General features: G+C 63.7%; 12 protein-coding genes. 5 read left to right on the top strand and 7 right to left on the bottom strand.

All coding sequences use genetic code 11. The features are described 5' to 3' along the window. Window positions 1-4 precede the first annotated feature (4 nt). The 3 genes from LZ519_RS01835 to LZ519_RS01825 are packed head-to-tail and all read right to left on the bottom strand — an operon-like array spanning window position 5 to window position 4,099. Entirely contained in the window at window positions 5-814 is an 810-nt protein-coding gene (locus tag LZ519_RS01835) for a 4-(cytidine 5'-diphospho)-2-C-methyl-D-erythritol kinase (RefSeq protein ID WP_249867038.1), read from the bottom strand. Further along, entirely contained in the window at window positions 811-2,430 is a 1,620-nt protein-coding gene (locus LZ519_RS01830) for a tetratricopeptide repeat protein (RefSeq protein WP_249867037.1), read from the bottom strand. Before LZ519_RS01830 ends, LZ519_RS01835 begins: the two co-directional genes overlap by 4 nt. 22 nt (window positions 2,431-2,452) lie before the next feature. Continuing rightward, entirely contained in the window at window positions 2,453-4,099 is a 1,647-nt protein-coding gene (locus LZ519_RS01825) for an electron transfer flavoprotein-ubiquinone oxidoreductase (RefSeq protein ID WP_249867036.1), read from the bottom strand. Between the two features lie 94 nt (window positions 4,100-4,193). On the opposite strand from LZ519_RS01825, the gene LZ519_RS01820 reads away from it, so the two are divergent. Both LZ519_RS01820 and LZ519_RS01815 read left to right on the top strand, forming a co-directional pair. Continuing rightward, complete coding sequence (locus tag LZ519_RS01820) at window positions 4,194-4,889, top strand: uracil-DNA glycosylase (protein WP_249867035.1); 696 nt, start codon at window positions 4,194-4,196, stop codon at window positions 4,887-4,889. Then, a complete protein-coding gene (locus tag LZ519_RS01815; protein ID WP_249867034.1) occupies window positions 4,886-6,646 on the top strand; it encodes a lytic transglycosylase domain-containing protein in 1,761 nt (586 codons plus the stop codon). Before LZ519_RS01820 ends, LZ519_RS01815 begins: the two co-directional genes overlap by 4 nt. 7 nt (window positions 6,647-6,653) lie before the next feature. On the opposite strand, the gene LZ519_RS01810 is transcribed toward LZ519_RS01815, so the two are convergent. Genes LZ519_RS01810 through LZ519_RS01800 form a run of 3 tightly spaced genes read right to left on the bottom strand, consistent with a single transcriptional unit; the run spans window position 6,654 to window position 7,639 of the window. After that, complete coding sequence (locus tag LZ519_RS01810; RefSeq protein WP_249867033.1) at window positions 6,654-6,929, bottom strand: DUF5985 family protein; 276 nt, start codon at window positions 6,927-6,929, stop codon at window positions 6,654-6,656. Next, on the bottom strand, window positions 6,926-7,198 hold the full coding sequence (locus LZ519_RS01805; protein ID WP_249868831.1) for a DUF5985 family protein: 273 nt from the start codon (window positions 7,196-7,198) through the stop codon (window positions 6,926-6,928). The genes LZ519_RS01810 and LZ519_RS01805 overlap by 4 nt, the downstream gene beginning before the upstream one ends. 12 nt (window positions 7,199-7,210) lie before the next feature. Next, entirely contained in the window at window positions 7,211-7,639 is a 429-nt protein-coding gene (locus LZ519_RS01800; protein WP_249867032.1) for a hypothetical protein, read from the bottom strand. Window positions 7,640-7,786: 147 nt separating this feature from the next. Here LZ519_RS01800 and LZ519_RS01795 point away from each other — a divergent pair, with 147 nt between their 5' ends. Further along, window positions 7,787-13,156 carry a HAMP domain-containing protein gene (locus LZ519_RS01795; protein ID WP_249867031.1) on the top strand — a complete coding sequence of 1,790 codons (5,370 nt, stop codon included), beginning with the start codon at window positions 7,787-7,789 and terminating at the stop codon, window positions 13,154-13,156. A 3-nt stretch (window positions 13,157-13,159) separates the two neighbouring features. Continuing rightward, window positions 13,160-15,271: a response regulator gene (locus LZ519_RS01790; RefSeq protein ID WP_249867030.1), complete on the top strand. Its 2,112-nt coding sequence runs from the start codon at window positions 13,160-13,162 to the stop codon at window positions 15,269-15,271. A gap of 73 nt (window positions 15,272-15,344) precedes the next feature. Here the strand turns inward: LZ519_RS01790 and LZ519_RS01785 are convergent, their stop codons facing one another. Then, window positions 15,345-16,532, bottom strand: a complete 1,188-nt coding sequence (locus tag LZ519_RS01785; RefSeq protein WP_249867029.1) for an acyltransferase family protein — start codon at window positions 16,530-16,532, stop codon at window positions 15,345-15,347. A gap of 189 nt (window positions 16,533-16,721) precedes the next feature. On the opposite strand from LZ519_RS01785, the gene LZ519_RS01780 reads away from it, so the two are divergent. Then, a complete protein-coding gene (locus LZ519_RS01780) occupies window positions 16,722-18,575 on the top strand; it encodes a glycosyltransferase (RefSeq protein WP_249867028.1) in 1,854 nt (617 codons plus the stop codon). The last annotated feature ends 101 nt before the right edge of the window (window positions 18,576-18,676 follow it).

Here is an 18,676-nt window from a genome sequence, read left to right as displayed (position 1 = left end):
GCGTTTAGCGCAGGCGTGTGGAAAGGCGCCACCATTCCCGCGGAACGCCTTCCGCCGAATGGTCGCGCTGCTCCTCGCTTTCGAACAGGGCGAAGCAGGTCGCCCCGCTTCCCGACATGCGAACGCAGGTCGTTCCCGGCTGAGCAGAGAGCCACGCCAGCACCCCGCCAATCTGCGGTGCAAGCGACGTGGCTGCCTGCTCCAGGTCATTTCGGCCGTGCCGCCAGTCTTCAAGCGGCCCGCGGTCGTTCCCGTCCCAAAGGGCAAAGACCTCGGCGGTCGGAAGCGTCTCGCGCGGGTTGACCAGTAACACCGGGGTTCCGGTGAGGCCGAGGTCCACGCTTTCGAGGACGTCACCCCTGCCATCGCCGCGCACCGACCTCGAGTGGACGCAGGCGGGGACGTCTGCCCCAAGCTCGCGGCCGATATCTTCCAGTTGGTCGGCTGACAGCTTCAGCCCCCACGTCCGGTTCAGCAGGCGCAGGGTCGCAGCAGCATCGGCTGAGCCGCCCCCTAGGCCGGCCGCGACTGGCAGCTGCTTTTCGAGGTGGAGTAAGGCCGTCTGGTCGCTCCCGCTTACCTCCCGAAGAGCATTCACAGCCTTCAGAACCAGATTATCTGCCTGGCCCAGGGCGTCGGCGAATTCGCCGTCCAGTGTCAGCGAAACCGGAACCGCGGGCTGGGCGGTGACCTCGTCGCCATCTTCGCAGAAGGCAAAGACCGTCTCGATCCGGTGATAGCCGTCCGGCAGTCGCTCGCGAACGTGCAGGGCCAGATTGACCTTCGCGTAGGCTGTTTCCCGGTTTCGGCTCAAGGCGCCGCTGTCGCCTTTGTAAGGCCCCCTGCAATCTTGCTCTTTAGCCGCCCCGTCTCGTTCTCGTCGGCGGTCGCCAGCGCGGCGCTCCAGGCGAAGCGCGCCTCGAAGCGGCGACCGGCGGAATAGAGCGCGTCGCCCAGATGCTCCTGAATTTCGGCCTGCGAGGGATCGCTGACCGCGGCTTTCTGGAGAATTTCGATCGCCTCCTCGATCCGGCCCCGCTTGAACAGCGCCCAGCCGAGCGAGTCGGAGATGGAGGCGTCGTCGGGCGCGAGCGAACTCGCCTTGCGGATCATCGCTTCGGCGGAATCGAGATCTTCGCCGTGGACCAGCTTCGCATAGCCCAGGAAATTGAGCACCTGCGGCTCGTCCGGCGCCAGCGCGATGGCTGAGTTGAGGACCGCCTTCGCCTCCGGCCAGCGTTCCGCCGATTGTAGCGCGCTCGCCTGCAACAGAAGCAAAGGCCAGCTTTGCCCGCTCGTCGGGTTCTGCATCCGGGCGATCGCCTGCTTGTACGCCGCAGCAGATTCGTTGAATCGCTGCATTGCCGAATAGACGTCGCCAAGCCGCGCGAAATCGTCGCTCGTTGCCGCTGGACTAGCAGCCGCGCGGCTTGCAAGCGCCAGCGCCTCATCGAAGCGCTTGGCGTCGGCGAGAGCACGGGCTTCCGCATCGACAGCTTCGGACTTGAGCGGGTCGCCGTCCCGCAAGGACCGGAACGCGGCGAGCGAATCCTGTAGCCGGCCGTCCTCGGAAAGCACGTTTCCAAGCAGGATCGCCGCCGAGCTGCTTTCGGGTGCGGCGTAGCGCGCGATCTGGACGATATTAAGCGGATCCGCACTAGGCTGCTCGGACTGGTGCATTTGCAGGGCAAGGGCGACCAGCTGGTCCGAAAACGCTTTTGCGACATTGTCGATCGCGACGCTGTCGGTCCGCCCGGAATCGAGCGCCTGCCGGATTGCGGTCGTATCGCCCGATATCCCTTCGAGCATCGCCAGCGCCCGTTGCCGGTCGCCTGCCGAGCGGAATCCCGCCGCAAGGGCAATCCTTACCCGGAATTCGCGAGCGCCGGCCGTCCCGATCGCCCGGCGCGCATAAGGCTCCGCGTCGGCGGTCTTGCCCAGCTTGAGAAGCGCATAGGCCGTCTGCTCGTCCGCGAAGGCCGCAAACGCACTGTCGCGCGGCACCTGCGAAAGGATCGTGACAGCCGCTGACGCATCACGACGCTCGACTGCCTGCCACGCGCGCAGAAGCGGCTGCCAGAAGCTGAGATTGGCGCCGGTCGCCGATGGGGAGAGTAGCTGGTCGGCTGCCCCGTCTTTACCGCGGCGCAATGCGTCGGCGACCAGCAGGAGCTTGGAATCCACGGTCGAAGGCTGGCGCGAATTGCCGATCAGGCGAAGCGCCAGCGGCATGTTGCCGGCGCTGATCGCCTCGGCAATTGCCCGTTGCTCCAGCCCGCTGTTCTTCGATGCCGTGGCGAGGCGGGCATAAATTTCCGCCGCTTCGACGTGGTTGCCGCTGATCGAAGCAGCCCTGGCGGCGACATAGGCCCTCGCCGGGTCCGTCGCCGCCGGAAGCGACGCCGCAGCCGGGGCCCCGACGCAAAGCATCGCTACAGCGAGTGGAAGTGCATTACATGTTCGGATAATTGGGCCCTCCACCGCCCTCCGGCACGACCCAGTTGATGTTCTGGGTCGGGTCCTTGATGTCGCATGTTTTGCAGTGAACGCAATTCTGGGCGTTGATCTGCAGGCGCGGCCGTCCTCCCTCCTCGACGAACTCATATACTCCCGCTGGGCAGTAACGCTGCTCGGGACCGTCATATTCGGCGAGGTTCACCGTGACGGGTATGTCGGCGTCCTTGAGTGTCAGATGAACCGGCTGGTTCTCTTCGTGGTTGGTGTTCGAGATGAACACCGACGAGAGCCGGTCGAATGTGAGGACCCCGTCCGGCTTGGGATAGGCGATCGGGACGGCCGCGTCCTTTCGCCGAAGCGATGAATGATCCGGCCGATGCTTGAGCGTCCACGGAACTCCAACGCGCAGGTAATTGAGCCACATGTCGATGCCGGCGTAGAGCGTGCCAGCGAGCCCTCCCCAATGAGCGACCGCCGGCTGGGCGTTGCGGACGATCTTCAGCTCCTTTGCGACCCAGCTGTCGTGCAAGGCTTTCGGATAGGCTTCGAGCACGTGGTCCGAACCGTCGGAAGCGATCGCTTCGAACGCCGCCTCGGCGGCGATCATCGCCGACTTCATCGCCGTGTGGCTTCCCTTGATCCGGGGCACGTTCACGAAGCCCGCCGAGCAGCCGATAAGGGCGCCGCCCGGGAAGACCAGCTTCGGGATTGCCTGGTAGCCGCCCTCGTTGATCGCCCTGGCGCCGTAGGACACCCGGCGCCCGCCCTCGATCTCCGCGCGGATCGCCGGGTGGGTCTTCCACCGCTGAAGCTCCTCGAACGGCGAGATGTACGGGTTGGAATAATCGAGCGACACGATGAAGCCGAGCGCGACCTGGTTGTTCTCCTGGTGATAGAGGAAACCACCGCCCCAGGCGTCCTCGAGCGGCCAGCCTTGCGTGTGGATCACCCGACCCGGCTTATGTTTCTCGGGAGGAACGTCCCACAACTCCTTGACGCCTAATCCGTAAACCTGCGGTCCGCTTTCGCCGCGAAGGCCGAAGATCCGGGTCAGCTCCTTGGTTAGATGACCCCGGGCGCCCTCGGCGAAGAAGGTATAGCGGGCATGGAGCTCAATTCCCGGCTGGTAATCCGGCCGGTGGGTTCCGTCGCGGGCGACGCCCATGTCGCCGGTCGCGACACCTTTGACCGACCCATCCTCGTTGAACAGGATTTCCGCCGCTGCAAAGCCGGGAAATATCTCCACTCCCAGCTCTTCCGCCTGGCCAGCGAGCCAGCGGCACAGATTGCCCAGGCTCAAGGTAAATGTGCCGTGGTTGTGCATGAACGGGGGCATCAGGAACTGCGGAAGCGACCACTTTCCGCGCTTCGTCAGCACCCAATGCAGGTTTTTCGTCACCGGAACGGTCAGCGGCGCGGCCTTCTCCTTCCAGTCGGGAATAAGCTCGGTCAGGGCCTTTGGATCGACGACTGCGCCGGAAAGGATGTGAGCGCCGATCTCGCTGCCCTTTTCGAGGACGCAAACGGCAATCTCGCGGCCGGCGTTCGTCGCCAGCTGCTTCAGCCGGATCGCCGCGGACAGCCCTGCAGGCCCGCCGCCAACGATCACCACGTCGTACTGCATCGACTCGCGTTCGCTCACTCTTGCTCCTTTTGCCGCACGCTAGAGGCAGTTCGACTCTATGGCGCAGCCGCTTGCTTGACGCCACCGGCAATGGTGGGGAAGACTCTCCGCCATGGGTGGGCCAGGGATCGCGATCGACGCACGCGAGGCCGCCAGCGCCTTGCGCTGGTGGTTGGACGCCGGCGTCGATGTCGCAACCCAGGAGGAGCCCCGCAATTGGCTCGAGCGAACGCCGGAGATTCGGCCGCTCGACCCGTCGACCGAGCCCGAGCCCCTGCCCTCCACGCTCGAGGCATTTCGGCGGTGGCTGGCCGGCCCCGATGCCCCGCTCGCCTCTGCCCGCTCAAAGCCGGTGCTCCCCGACGGAGCGGAAGGCGCCGAGGTCATGCTCCTGTGCGAGCCGCCGACCCGCGATGAGCTTGCGGCCGGGCAACCGATCGGCGGCGAAGCAGCCATCCTGATGGAGCGGATGCTCAAGGCCATCGATCTCGACGGCAAGGCCTATGCCGCGAACCTCGCCTGCTTCTACGCTCCGGGTTCGAGGCTATCGGACAAAGAACTCGAACTTTGCGCTTCGGCGGCCCGCCGCCACGTCGCCCTTGCGCGGCCGAAACGGCTGCTCCTGCTCGGCGACGCGCCCTGTCGCGCCCTTCTTGGCAAGCCGCTGCTCCAGGCGCGCGGCCACGTTCACAAAGTCGAAGGCATACGCACGGTAGCAACATTCCATCCGCGGCAGCTGCTCAAGCGACCGTCGGACAAGTCGCTGGCGTGGAAGGACCTTCTGTTGCTGATCGAGGACGTCGCATGAGCATCCTCTCGCTCGCGCTTTCGGCTGCAGTGGCGGCCTCGGCGCAGCCGGTTCCGGCGGGCGATCCGCTCGCCCCTCTTCCGCAGGTCCAGGTACCTCCTCCTGCGGCGCAGCCCGCAGCCCAGCCGCAAGCACAGACGCAGGTTCCACCGCCGCCGCCGCGCGCGATCGTCATCCCGCGCGATTGGCGCGAAGTATTTGCGGCGATCCGCGCCGGAGACTGGGGGTCCGCCCAGGCCGGAATCGCGGTGCTTCCTGACGACGTGCTGGCGCCGGTCGCCAAGGCCGAGCTTTACACCGCCAAAGGGTCTCCGCCTGTCGATCTTCCCCGAATCCAGTCGCTGCTGGCCCAAGGTCCTGACCTTCCGGACGCCGACCAGCTGGCTCGGCTTGCCGCGGCCCGTGGCTCGACCACGCCGATGGCGATAATTCCGGAGCGGCCAACCGTCGGTCTTGGAGCGGGCCCTCGCCGCTATCGTCCCAAACCGGTCGGTGCCGAACCCCTCGCCGATGCGCTCCGCGCACAGATCGACGGTTTCGTGAAAGCTGACGACGCTCCCAACGCCGAGGCGGCGCTGATCGCTCAGGCACCGTATCTGTCCGCCGATGCGCGCACCGAAGCGGCCCAGCGCATAGCCTGGATATATTATACGAACGGCGACGACCTGAATGCGCGCCGGGTCGCCGACACCTGGCGTGCAAGCGCCAGCGGCGAATGGGGCTCTCAAGCGGCCTGGGCGTCGGGCCTGGCCTCTTGGCGGATGGGGGATTGCAACGCCGCCGCACGAGCGTTCCGCGAGGTGGCCGCCACGGCCCCCCAGCGCGAACTCTCCGCCGGCGGCTATTATTGGGCGGCACGTTCCGAACAGGCTTGCAGGCGCCCGCAGAGCGTGGAGCCCTTGCTGAAGGCCGCAGCCGCCTCGCCGGAGAGCTTTTACGGGCTCGTCGCTCGCGAAACCCTCGGAACCAGCACCCGACTCCCGCCCCCTGCGCCGATATCTACGGCTTCGGTGGAGGCCTTGCCGAACGTTCGCCGCGCAAAGGCGCTTGCCGCGATCGGCGAGACCGCGCTTGCGGAGGAGATGCTGCGCCACCAGGCGAGGATCGGCGCACCCGCCGATCACGCCGCCCTTCTGGAGATGGCAAGGAGGCTGAACCTCGCAGGCGCGCAATATTGGCTGGCAACCAACGGCCAGCGAGGCGTTCGGGTGCAGGCCGCGTACCGCTATCCCAGGCCGGAATGGACGCCGATCCGCGGCTGGCGGGTCGATCCTGCCCTCGCCTTCGCCCACATCATCCAGGAATCGAACTTCCGGCCGGGCGCCGTAAGCTCGGCGGGCGCCGTCGGACTGATGCAGGTCCTGCCCTCGACCGCAGCGGCGATCGCCGACCAGGACGGGCTGGGTTATTCGCGCGAGAACCTGTTCAGCCCGACCTTAAACCTCGAGTACGGGCAGAGCTTCATCGAGCGGATGCGCCGCTCGGCCAACACGGGAGGGCAGCTTCCGAAGGTGATCGCCTCGTACAACGCCGGGCCCCTTCCGGTCGGTCGCTGGGCGGCCATCCGCGACAAGGGCGACCCCGTCTTGTGGATCGAGAGCATCCCTTATTGGGAGACTCGCTACTACGTGCCCGCAGTGATGCGGAATTTGTGGGTCTACGAAGGCCTGGAGGGTGACGACCAGTCGTCGCTCAAGGCGATCGCACAGCATCGTTGGCCGGCATTCCCCGCGCGTTCCGGAGCGCTTCAGCGCTGAAGCAGCCTCACGCCGCGGTCTGGCGGTTCTTCCGGTAGATCGCGACCAGGATCAGCAGGAACGCGGCCAGCCGAAGCAGGTAGATCGACCCTCGCTCCTCAGTCGGGATGTTTGCGAGGGCGAGCACTGTCTGTCCCAGCCCGAGCAGGAAAAAGGCGAGCGCGAAGGCAAGGAACAGCTCCTCGCGAGTCCGGCGCCAGAACCGAAGGAAGAAGAGAGCACAGGTCGCAAAGCCGAGAGCGACCGCTCCGGAGAGGAAGTCGTAGAGTGTCATAAGGGTCATTCCTCGCCAACCTTCCAGATGAAACCGAAGAGCATCGAGCAGCTGGCCGCCAGAGCGAGCAGCAGGCGCGGCAGCCGCAGGTCCACTTCAGGGGCGGGCCAGATCACAAGATCGATTACCAGCACGAGGTTGTTCAGGGCGAGGAACACGAAGCAGATGCTGCTCCACAGCAGCATTCCCGTCCCGTTCCGCCTATAACTTCGTCCCAGAAGCCAGGCGCACGCAGCGCTGGTCAGGAAACACAGGATGTACACGACCGCCGGAAACATTTCCCCCATTCGTCAGTCCTTCCGAAGCCTGAATGCATCGGCGAAGGCGGTAGCCCCGCTCGCGCTTGCTGATACGATCGCTCTCCGAACCGCATTCGGCCGGGCAGAATAGACCTTTTCCACTTGATCGACGTAACTGGCGATATCCCTGCTCACAGGCATGTAGCGAAAGCCGTCGCCCTCCCCGGCCAGCAGACCTGCGGCAACGAGCTCGTCCACCGCCTTGTTGACGACAAGCTCGCTTGCCCGAAGCGTCGATATCAGCTCGTCTCTCGACCAGGACCGGGCCTCGCGTTTCATCAGGAGCAGCAGTTCAAGCGCCCAGACTGACCGAAAGCTGGACCCGATGAAACTGGACAGATCGTCGCCCAGGCCCGTCACGAGCCGGAATATGCCCTGCAGCGAAGCATGTCGGGTCCCTAACCAGCCGAGGCGGGACATTGCAACAGTGCGTCAAATATTGGTTTTTCGACTCGCTTTTTAGAAAGAAGAAACCAAAACTCTGATATATTTGTATCTAGCGGCAGCCGGGGGGCTGCCTTTGTGCAACCTTCTGACGGGGGGGAGACGAGCCACACGGAGAGTTAGGTGAATATCCAGGCCCCCCGCGACTTTATTGACCGCCGCCAGCTTGTCACCGCGCTGCGTGCGCTTCGCCGCGGCGACTTCACCGTGCGCTTGTCCGAAGACGTCGACGGTCTCGATAGCGAGATCGCCAGCCTGTTCAACGAAGTGGTCGGAATGAACGAGGCGATTACCGCCGAGTTCGAGCGCCTTGCCAAGGTCGTCGGCAAGGAAGGGAAGATCACCCAGCGCGCCCGGGTCCGCGGCGCGACCGGCGGCTGGGACAGCAAGCTTCGCGCAGTCAACGAGCTCATCGACGACATGGTCCAGCCGACCGCGGAGGTTTCGCGGGTCATCGGCGCCGTCGCCAAGGGCGATCTTTCCCAGACGATGACGGTCGAAATCGACGGCCGTCCGCTTCGCGGCGAATTCCTGCGAATCGGCAAGGTGGTGAACACCATGGTCGAGCAGCTCGCCTCGTTCGCGTCCGAAGTGACTCGCGTGGCCCGAGAGGTGGGCACCGAAGGCAAGCTCGGCGGCCAGGCGAAGGTGAAGGGCGTCGCCGGCACCTGGGCCGACCTTACCGACAACGTGAACGCCATGGCGACGAACCTCACCGGTCAGGTCCGCAACATCGCCGAAGTGACGACCGCGGTCGCCGGCGGCGACTTGTCCAAGAAGATCACCGCCGAGGCGAAGGGCGAGATTCTGGAGCTGAAGAACACGATCAACACCATGGTGGACCAGCTCAACGGCTTCGCCAGCGAAGTGACCCGCGTGGCCCGCGAGGTCGGTACCGAGGGTAAGTTGGGCGGACAGGCGCGCGTCGAAGGCGTCGCCGGCACCTGGAAGGACCTCACCGACAATGTGAACTCGATGGCCGAGAACCTGACCGGCCAGGTGCGAAACATCGCCGAGGTGACGACCGCTGTGGCTCGCGGCGACTTGTCCAAGAAGATCACCGTCGACGTGAAGGGCGAGATCCTGGAGCTGAAGGATACCATCAACACGATGGTGGACCAGCTCAACGGGTTCGCAAGCGAGGTGACCCGCGTCGCGCGCGAAGTGGGCACGGAGGGCAAGCTCGGCGGCCAGGCAGAAGTGCCCGGCGTCGCTGGAACGTGGAAGGACCTCACCGACAACGTCAACCTGATGGCGGAAAACCTGACCAGCCAGGTCCGCAACATCGCCGAGGTGACCACTGCCGTTGCGCGAGGCGATCTTTCCAAGAAGATCACGGTCGACGTGAAGGGCGAAATCCTGGAGCTCAAGGACACCATCAACGTCATGGTGGACCAGCTCAACGGCTTCGCTTCGGAAGTGACCCGAGTGGCCCGCGAAGTGGGCACCGAAGGAAAGCTTGGCGGACAGGCGGAAGTGCCCGGCGTCGCAGGCACCTGGGCCGATCTTACCGACAACGTGAACCTGATGGCGGCGAACCTGACCGGCCAGGTCCGCAACATTGCCGAAGTCACCACCGCGGTCGCCAAGGGCGATCTTTCGAAGAAGATCACGGTGCAGGTGCGGGGCGAAATTCTGGAGCTGAAGAACACCATCAATACGATGGTCGATCAGCTGAACTCCTTCGCTTCGGAAGTGACCCGAGTGGCGCGCGAGGTGGGCTCGGAAGGAAAGCTCGGCGGACAGGCTCAGGTCGAAGGAGTCGCCGGAACCTGGGCCGACCTTACCGACAGCGTGAACCTCATGGCGGGTAACCTCACCGGCCAGGTCCGCAACATCGCCGAGGTGACGACCGCCGTTGCCCGCGGCGACTTGTCGAAGAAGATCACCGTCGACGTGAAGGGCGAGATCCTCGAGCTCAAGGACACCATCAACGTCATGGTGGACCAGCTCAACGCCTTCGCCAGCGAGGTGACGCGAGTTGCCCGCGAAGTGGGCACGGAAGGAAAGCTCGGCGGCCAGGCGCAGGTGCCGGGCGTCGGCGGAACCTGGAAGGACCTCACCGACAACGTCAACGCCATGGCCGCGAACCTGACCGGCCAGGTGCGAAACATCGCCGAGGTGACCACGGCGGTGGCGTCGGGAGACCTTTCGAAGAAGATCACCGTCGACGTGAAAGGCGAGATCCTCGAGCTCAAGAACACCATCAACGTCATGGTCGACCAGCTCAATTCCTTCGCTTCCGAGGTGACCCGAGTAGCCCGCGAAGTGGGAACGGAAGGAAAGCTTGGCGGCCAGGCGCAGGTGCGCGGCGTCGCCGGCACGTGGAAGGACCTCACCGAAAACGTGAACCTGATGGCCGAGAATCTGACCGGCCAAGTCCGTAACATCGCCGACGTCACGACCGCCGTCGCAAAGGGTGACTTGTCGAAGAAGATCACCGTCGACGTGAAGGGCGAAATCCTGGCGCTCAAGAACACGATCAACACGATGGTCGATCAGCTGAACGCTTTTGCCTCGGAGGTGACTCGCGTCGCCCGCGAAGTCGGAACCGAGGGCAAGCTCGGCGGCCAGGCGCAGGTGCCGGGCGTCGGCGGAACCTGGAAGGACCTCACCGACAACGTGAACCTGATGGCCACCAACCTCACCAACCAGGTGCGCGGCATTGCGCAGGTCGTGACCGCGGTGGCGCAGGGCAACCTCAAGCGGAAGCTGACGCTCGACGCGAAGGGCGAGATCGCGGCGCTCGCCGACACCATCAACTTCATGATCGATACGCTTTCGACCTTCGGCGACCAGGTCACCAACATGGCTCGCGAGGTGGGCATCGAAGGCAAGCTTGGCGGCCAGGCGAAGGTGCCTGGAGCCGCCGGCCTGTGGCGCGACCTCACCGACAACGTGAACCAGCTGGCCGCCAACCTGACCAACCAGGTGCGCTCGATCGCGGAAGTCGCGACCGCGGTGACCAAGGGCGACCTTACCCGGTCCATCGCGGTCGAGGCGTCGGGCGAAATGGCGGCGCTCAAGGACACGATCAACGAGATGATCAGCAACCTGAAGGAGCAGACGCTCAAGAATGCCGAGCAGGATTGGTTGAAGACCAACCTCGCCCGCTTCTCGCGAATGCTCCAGGGCGAACGCGACCTCGCGACCGTGTCGAACCTGATCATGTCCGAGCTCGCGCCGTTGGTGAACGCCCAGTACGGCGTGTTCTACGTCACCAAGCGCGAAGAGGATGAGACCAAGCTCGAGCTCGTTGCGAGCTATGGCGCGGAAACGGCCGACGAGCTGAAGCAGGAGTTCAAACTCCGCGAAGGTCTGATCGGCCAGGCCGCGGCGGACCGCCGTCCGATCCTGCTCAAGGACGTGCCGCCGGACTTTATCCGGATCGGCTCCGGGCTTGGCCATGCCAAGCCGGCCAATGTGAACATCCTGCCTGCGCTGTTCGAGGATGAGGTGAAGGCGGTCATCGAGCTCGCTTCGTTCGGGGAGTTCAACGAAACCCACCAGAACTTCCTCGACCAGCTGATGGAATCGGTGGGAATCGTGTTGAACACGATCGCGGCGACGATGCGCACCGAGGGCCTGCTCAAGCAGTCGCAGCTGCTGACGCAGGAGCTCCAGGCGCGGCAGACCGAGCTCACCCGCAAGCAGGAAGAGCTTCACGCGACCAACGACGAGCTCCAGGAGAAAGCGCAGCTTCTCGAAAACGAGAAGAAGCAGGTCGAAGCCAAGAACCTCGAGATCGAAATGGCGCGCCGGGCGCTCGAGGAGAAAGCCGAGCAGCTGGCGCTCACCTCGAAGTACAAGTCCGAGTTCCTTGCCAACATGAGCCATGAGCTTCGTACGCCGCTCAACTCGCTCCTGATCCTGTCGAAGCTCCTGGCCGACAACCAGCAGCGCAATCTCAACGACAAGCAGGTGGAGTTCGCACGGACGATCAATTCGGCCGGATCGGACCTTCTAAACCTGATCAACGACATCCTCGACCTGTCGAAGATCGAATCCGGAACCGTGACGATCGAGGTCGGCGACATGCCGATGCGCAACCTCAAGCAGCACATGGAGCGGACCTTCCGCCAGCTCGCTGCCGACAAGCACCTCGACTTCAACGTCAAGTTCGACCCCAAGCTTCCGGACACGATCCGGACCGACGAGAAGAGGCTTCAGCAGGTGGTCCTCAACCTCCTGTCAAACGCGTTCAAGTTCACCTCGAAGGGCGACGTCACTCTATCGGTCAGCTGCGCGAAGGGGGGCTGGAGCCCAACCCACCCGGTTCTCCGCAACGTCGACCACGCGATCGAGATTTCCGTCTCCGACACCGGCATCGGAATTCCCGAGGACAAGCAGAAGCTGATTTTCGAGGCGTTCCAGCAGGCCGACGGGACCACCAGCCGCAAATATGGCGGCACCGGCCTCGGCCTGTCGATCAGCCGCGAGATCGCTCGCCTTCTGGGCGGCGAGCTCCAGGTACGGTCGAGAGCGGGAGAAGGATCGACCTTCACCCTCTACGTCCCGCTCGAAAGCCACGCCGAGCCGGCGATCACCGACGGCACCTCGGCCCGCTACGACAATAGCGGAGCGGTGGTCCCGACAGCGCTTCCGACTAATTTCGAGGTCAACGACGATCGCGACGAGCTCGGCGACCGGCCGTTCGTCCTCATCGTCGAGGACGACCCGACCTTCGCATCGATCCTACTCGACGCCGCTCATGACGCAGGCCTCAAGGGGGTCATCTCAACTGCGGGTGCAGGAACCCTGGCGATGGCGCGCAAACTTCAGCCGAGCGCCGTCACGCTGGACCTGGGCCTTGCTGACATTGACGGGTTCGTCCTGCTCGACCTCCTCAAGCACGATCCGGACACGAAGGACGTCCCGATCCACGTGATTTCCGGGGCGGAGCGCCGGCAATCGGTACTCGCGATGGGCGCTGCCGGAGTGATCGAGAAGCCGGCTGAGCGCGCCGACCTGGTGAAGATGTTCAAATCGATCCCGGCGGGCGCCAAGGCCCGTAAGCCTCGCCGCTCGAAGCAGGTTTCCGCAGTTTCCCGCCCGCTTCCCGAGCTTGCCGGCGCGAAGATCCTCATCGTCGACGACGACATCCGCAACATCTTCTCCCTCACCAGCGTTCTTGAGAGCCACGACGTTGAAGTCGTCCACGCCGAGCGGGGAAAAGACGGTATTTTGATCCTGGAACAGACACCCGATGTCGATGTCGCGCTGATCGACATCATGATGCCCGACATGGACGGCTATGAGACGATGCAGCAGATCCGAAGCAGGCCCGAGCTTGCGGACGTTCCGCTGATAGCCGTCACCGCCAAGGCGATGAAGGGCGACCGCCAGAAGTGCCTCGACGCAGGCGCCTCCGACTATATCGCCAAGCCGGTCGACATCGAGCTTCTCCTCGCTCTGCTTCGAGTGTGGGTCGCCAGAGCTCGGGAAGCTGCGGCTGCCGCTGCTCCGCCGATCCCGGCTGAGGCGGCGGAGTAATCGATGAACCGGCCGATAGGCGAAATACCGGCGATTCCGCAGGCCGAGGTGGCAAGCCCCTCGGCCGCCGAGGAACCGCAGCGGGCCCGGGTCCTGCTGGTCGATGACGACGAGCGAAACCTGCTGGCGCTTGCAACCGTGCTCGAGGACCTCGGCGAGGTGGTTCTCGCTCGCTCAGGCGAGGAAGCCCTTCGCCATCTCCTGAAAGGCGAGTTCGCGGTTATCCTGCTCGACGTCTACATGCCGGGGATCGACGGTTACGAAACCGCCCAGATCATTCGCGCCCGCGACCAGACCAAGGGCATTCCGATCGTCTTCCTGTCAGCCGTCAACAAGGAAGCGGAGCACCTGATCCGCGGCTATTCGATGGGCGCCGTCGATTATGTGTTCAAACCAGTCGATCCGATCATCCTCAGGTCGAAGGTCGCGGTCTTCGTCGACCTGTTCGAAAAGACGAAAGAGATCGAACGCAAGGCCCGACACGAACAGGCGCTCCTCGACGCGAACCTGCGCGCCAACGCGGAGAGGCTTCGAGCCGAGCAGGAGCTTCGCCGCGCGGAGCAGCGCCAGGCCGCCATCATCCAGTCGCTGCCGATGGTCCTCTACCTTGAGCCGTATGATTCGACCCGCCGAACTCCGAACTTCCTGAGCGGAGACGTCGAGGCGATCACCGGCATCAGCTACCAGAAGCTCAAGGCAGATCCGGCAATGTGGTTCGAGCGGCTCCACCCGGACGACCGCAACAAGGTGACCAGCGCGCTCAAGGTCCGGAGCGCCGCCGGCCGCTTCTCGATCGAATATCGCTGGCAATGCGCCGACGGCAGCTACAAGCATTTCCTCGACCAGGCGGTGCTCCTGAAGGACCCCGACGGACGTCCGATCGAGTTTGCCGGCACGATCACCGACATCACCGATCAACGGTCGCTCGAAATGCAGCTGGTCCAAGCGCAGAAAATGGACGCGATTGGCAAGTTGACCGGAGGAATCGCGCATGATTTCAATAATTTGCTCGCTGCCGTGATCGGTGGCGTGAGCCTTCTCGAAAAGAAGGCGACTCTCGACAAGGAGCAGCAGCGGATACTCGGAATGACCAAGCGGGCGGCGGAGCAGGGAAGCGACCTCGTTCGCCGGCTTCTGGCCTTCGCGCGCCGCCAGAATCTTGAACCGCAGCCGGTTGAGCTAGACGCGCTTCGGCAGGCCGTTTCCGACCTGCTCACCCATACGCTGGGAGGGCTCGTTGAGATCGACTGGAAGATTGCGGATGGCGTAGCCGACGCTTTCGTAGACCAGGCGCAGCTGGAGCTCGCCCTCCTCAATCTGATCATCAACGCTCGCGACGCGATGCCCGATGGCGGCACAGTGACGATCATCGCGGAAAACTGCTCGGTCGAAGCCGACAGCGACTCGGGAGCCGAGCCGGGCGATTACGTCCGGATCGCAGTCCGGGATACCGGGACGGGCATTCCCCCGGACGTACTCGCCAACGTCATGGATCCGTTCTTCACGACCAAGGCCGTCGGCAAGGGCAGCGGCCTTGGGCTCAGCATGGTCTACGGCTTTGCAAAGCAGTCGAACGGCGCCTTCCTGATCGAAAGCGAGGTGGGATCCGGAACGCTCGCCGAGCTGCTGCTGCCGAGGGCGCCCGAAGGTGCCGCTCGATCGGAGCCGCCCGCGCCCAAGCGAGCGACCAGGAAAAAAAGCCGCAAGCTCAACATCCTGCTCGTCGATGACCACACGCAGGTACGCAACACGACCGCGGCACTTCTAGAAGATCTCGGCCACGTGGTAGCCCAGGCCCCTGACGGAGCCCAGGCGCTCGAGATTCTGAAGAACCGCGAATGCGACTTCGACCTGCTGATCAGCGATTATGCGATGCCCCAGCTTTCCGGCACCGACTTTCTTCGCCAGGCGCGCGTCCTGTGTCCGGCAGTCCCTGCGCTGATCGTCACGGGTTACGCTGACGCTGACGCGATCGGCGACCGCGCGGAGGGCATATCGATCCTGCAAAAACCTTTCACTGCGTCGGCGCTTGAATCGGAGATTGCAAACCTGTGCGATAGCGGTTCCACCACCGAACCGAAGAAATCCGGCACGCCAGTCTACAACAAGGCGTGACGGGGGCAGCGAGGTGATTCAGTCACCGACGCCTGAGCGGAGAATGCGGGCGACGAGCCGCTTAGAGAGAATCCTATGATCGTGCGTCGGTTGGTGCGGCTTCCGCCACCAAGCCGGCTGAGTCGGCCGAGGTCGACCGATGATCGGAAAGCTCTCCACCGTCGTTAGGTTCCGGACGCTTTAAGCTTCGCGCGATCAAGGTTTTTCGCAGTTGCAGCGCGGGCCTCTCCACGAATTTCCACGATAGCATGCCGCAAAGCAAGGATATGGACAGCGAGAGCGCCATCAATGCCCCAACGCCAATGTTGGGCATCACGGCAGCAATCACCTGGCCGACGAGGAAGCCGTAAATGTACGTGCCGTAGGAGAAATCCCCCATCTTGTTGTAAGCAAGCAGTGCGGGGGCTCGCGCAAAGCCTAGCCAGAGGGCCCCGTAAGCTACTGCGACGGACCAGAGCTCCTCGACGGGGTGATGCATCGCGCCCAACCCGGTCGCCGCGACGAACAGCACGAGCGCGAACCAGCCGTTCAGGATTGGCGACTCGCGGTACTGATACACGGCCATTCCGATAAGGAACGGCAGGCTGAACACGGCGAAGTAAATGTCTTCCTTTAGTGCGGGGAGATACCGCACGATGGCGTAGACGGGCAGCCAAGCGAGGACGATCCAAAGAAAGCGTTCTCGCCGGAGAAATCCCAGTATTCCCGCGAAAAACAGGCCGATGTAGCAGGCCACCTCGAAGAAGAGCGTCCATAGCGATGCGTTGACGTAATCAGGCACCGGATTCGTCGCGAAAACCCCCGGCAGGCTCGACGACATGATTTGAATGATCGACAGGTTTTGGAGCGTGTAGAGCCACACCGCCCTCTCGGCGAAATAGGCGGAGAGTGGCAAGGTTGTGAGTAGCGGCCCGACGACGAATGCGGCGACCAATGAAACGACGAGCAAGCCGGGCAGGATTCGGGTCGCCCGAGCGATGACGAACGCAATGTTCGACTGGCGGCGATCGAAGCTGAGGGAAATGAAATATCCTGAAATCGCAAAGAAAACGAGCACTGCTGTCGTGCCCAGGTCAAAGCCGATAAGCGTCTCGAACGGGTCGTACGATTGTGGACCGCTTGTCAAAGCATAGGCGTGCGAGATGATGACCGAACAGGCCGCGAGAAGCCTGAGGAGATTGAAGTGATTCCGGCCACCGCCGGCGGGGAGGCTCTCGAGAGACAGATCCTGGGCCCCTAGCGACGCGGCGGCCGGCCCCATCGCCCCGCCCGCTCCTGAATTACCTCAATATCTCATTGGACAGAAGCGGCATTCTACGGTCTCCCCTCAGCAACCCATGCCGAATTTGCGTGGTGCGGCCCGATACGGCTGATAACAATGCGCCCGAGATCATCGGGACGTCGAGATTCGCAGCATTCTGCGACGGACAGTGGAGAATCGGACGACAACATGCCGGGTAAGTCGTCGCGCGCGCCGCGGGTCTCCGTAATCACGATCTTTTACAATGCCGAACAGCATTTCGTCGAAGCGATTGAATCCGTGCTCGCTCAGGATTTCGGCGATTTCGAGCTTCTTCTCATCGATGACGGATCGACTGACTCGAGCACCGCAATCGCCAGGCGTTACGAAACGAGCGACCCTCGCATTCGCTATTTCGAGCACCCAGGGCACGCCAACCGAGGAATGAGCGCGACGCGCAACCTCGGGCTGAGCATGGCGCGCGGTGAATTTGTCGCCTTTATCGACGCCGACGACCGGTGGCGAAAATCAAAGCTGGCCGAGCAGGTCGAACTTCTGGACCGGTTGCCGGGCGTCGATGCAATCGGCGGTGCAGTCAACTACTGGAAGAGCCACAGCGGCGGCGAAGACAGGATCATTCCCACAGGGCATGTGCGCGGCCGGCCGATTCCTCCGGGCGAGGCGACGCTGGCGCTGTACCCCCTTGGCAAAGCTGATGCACCAAGCATGTCGGACCTGATGCTCCGCCGCGAGAGCATCGCCAGGGTCGGGGGCTTCGAGGAGAAGTTCGAGAACGCCTATGAAGATCAGGCCTTCCTCGCCAAGCTCTATCTGAATTCGACGCTCTATTTCACCGACGCGATCTGGTCCGATTACCGCCTTCATGACCGGTCATGCATGGCGCAGGTGAAGCGTCGCGGCAGCTACCACGACGCTCGTCGAGCCTTTCTTATGTGGTTCGAGAACTACGTCGACCGGAGCACGCATCGCGATGACGAGCGGCTCCGCCGCGCTCTCAAGCGCGCTCTCCGGCCATATCAGGGAGTTCGCGCCCGCTTTTCCGACATTGCGCGCTCCCTTCCCTTCGCCGTGCCGGTGGTGCGAGCCGCGCGAGCTTCAATCCGGCGACTGCGGCCGATGATCGCCCCGGGACCGGCGATCCTGATGTATCACCGGATCGCTGAGGAACGCTTCGATCCCTGGTCGCTTGCGGTCTCTCCCGCCAACTTCGACGACCAGCTCCAGTGGATATCGCGAAACCGCACGCCCTTGCCGCTCGATGAGTTCGTCGAACTCAACAGGGAGGGGAAGCTTCCCCGCAACGCAATAGCGGTGACGTTTGACGACGGATACGCCGGCAATTTCCATACTGCCCTCCCCTCGCTTCAACGCTTCGGCATACCCGCGACAATCTTCATCTCGCCGGATCTCATCGATCGCGGCGAGGAATTCTGGTGGGACGACCTCGAGCGTATCGTCCTGGCTCACGAAGGGGAGACACTGCGGATCGACTCACTGGAAGTCGCGCTTGGCAAGCGTCATGACCTTGATTCGGAGTGGCCGGCGGGAGCGCCGGCGCTAACCCCGCGCCAGCAAGCCTACCAGCGAATTTGGTCGCTCCTTTACGATAAAACGCCTTTGGATACGCGCGACGCGTTGAACCAATTGCGCGAGCAGGCCGGCGTCCCCGCCCATCCCCGCGATTCTCATCGCCCGCTGACCGCCGCGGAAATCGCAGCGATGCCAGACATTGTCGCGTTCGGCTCGCACGCTCTCAGCCATCCATCGCTACCGCAGCTGCCGGCCGGCGAACAGGGGCGCGAGATCAGTGACAGCGTTTCGCGATGCCAGGCGCTGACGGGCGAAAGGCCGCGAACCTTCGCCTACCCTTACGGCGATTACGACCCTGCGCTCGAGCAACTGGTCGAGCGTGCCGGCTTCCTTTGCGCTTGCCTTGCGGAGGGCTTGTTTGTCCGCCGCGAGGCTAACCCGTTCGCGCTTCCGCGGGTCTTCGTCGGAGACTGGGACTCTGCTCGCCTTGCGCGGCAGCTTGGCCGCCCATAGTCACTGACAATTGAACAGGAGAAACCGGTTGCGGCAACTCGCGGGCAAACTGCCACGTCCGATACGGTTGGTGGGCAAGGCCGTCAGGCGGGTTCACGGCC

The sequence above is a fragment of the Sphingomonas anseongensis genome (assembly GCF_023516495.1).
GTDB classification, from domain to species: domain Bacteria; phylum Pseudomonadota; class Alphaproteobacteria; order Sphingomonadales; family Sphingomonadaceae; genus Sphingomicrobium; species Sphingomicrobium anseongensis.
This window is presented reverse-complemented; position numbering and strand designations above follow the sequence as displayed.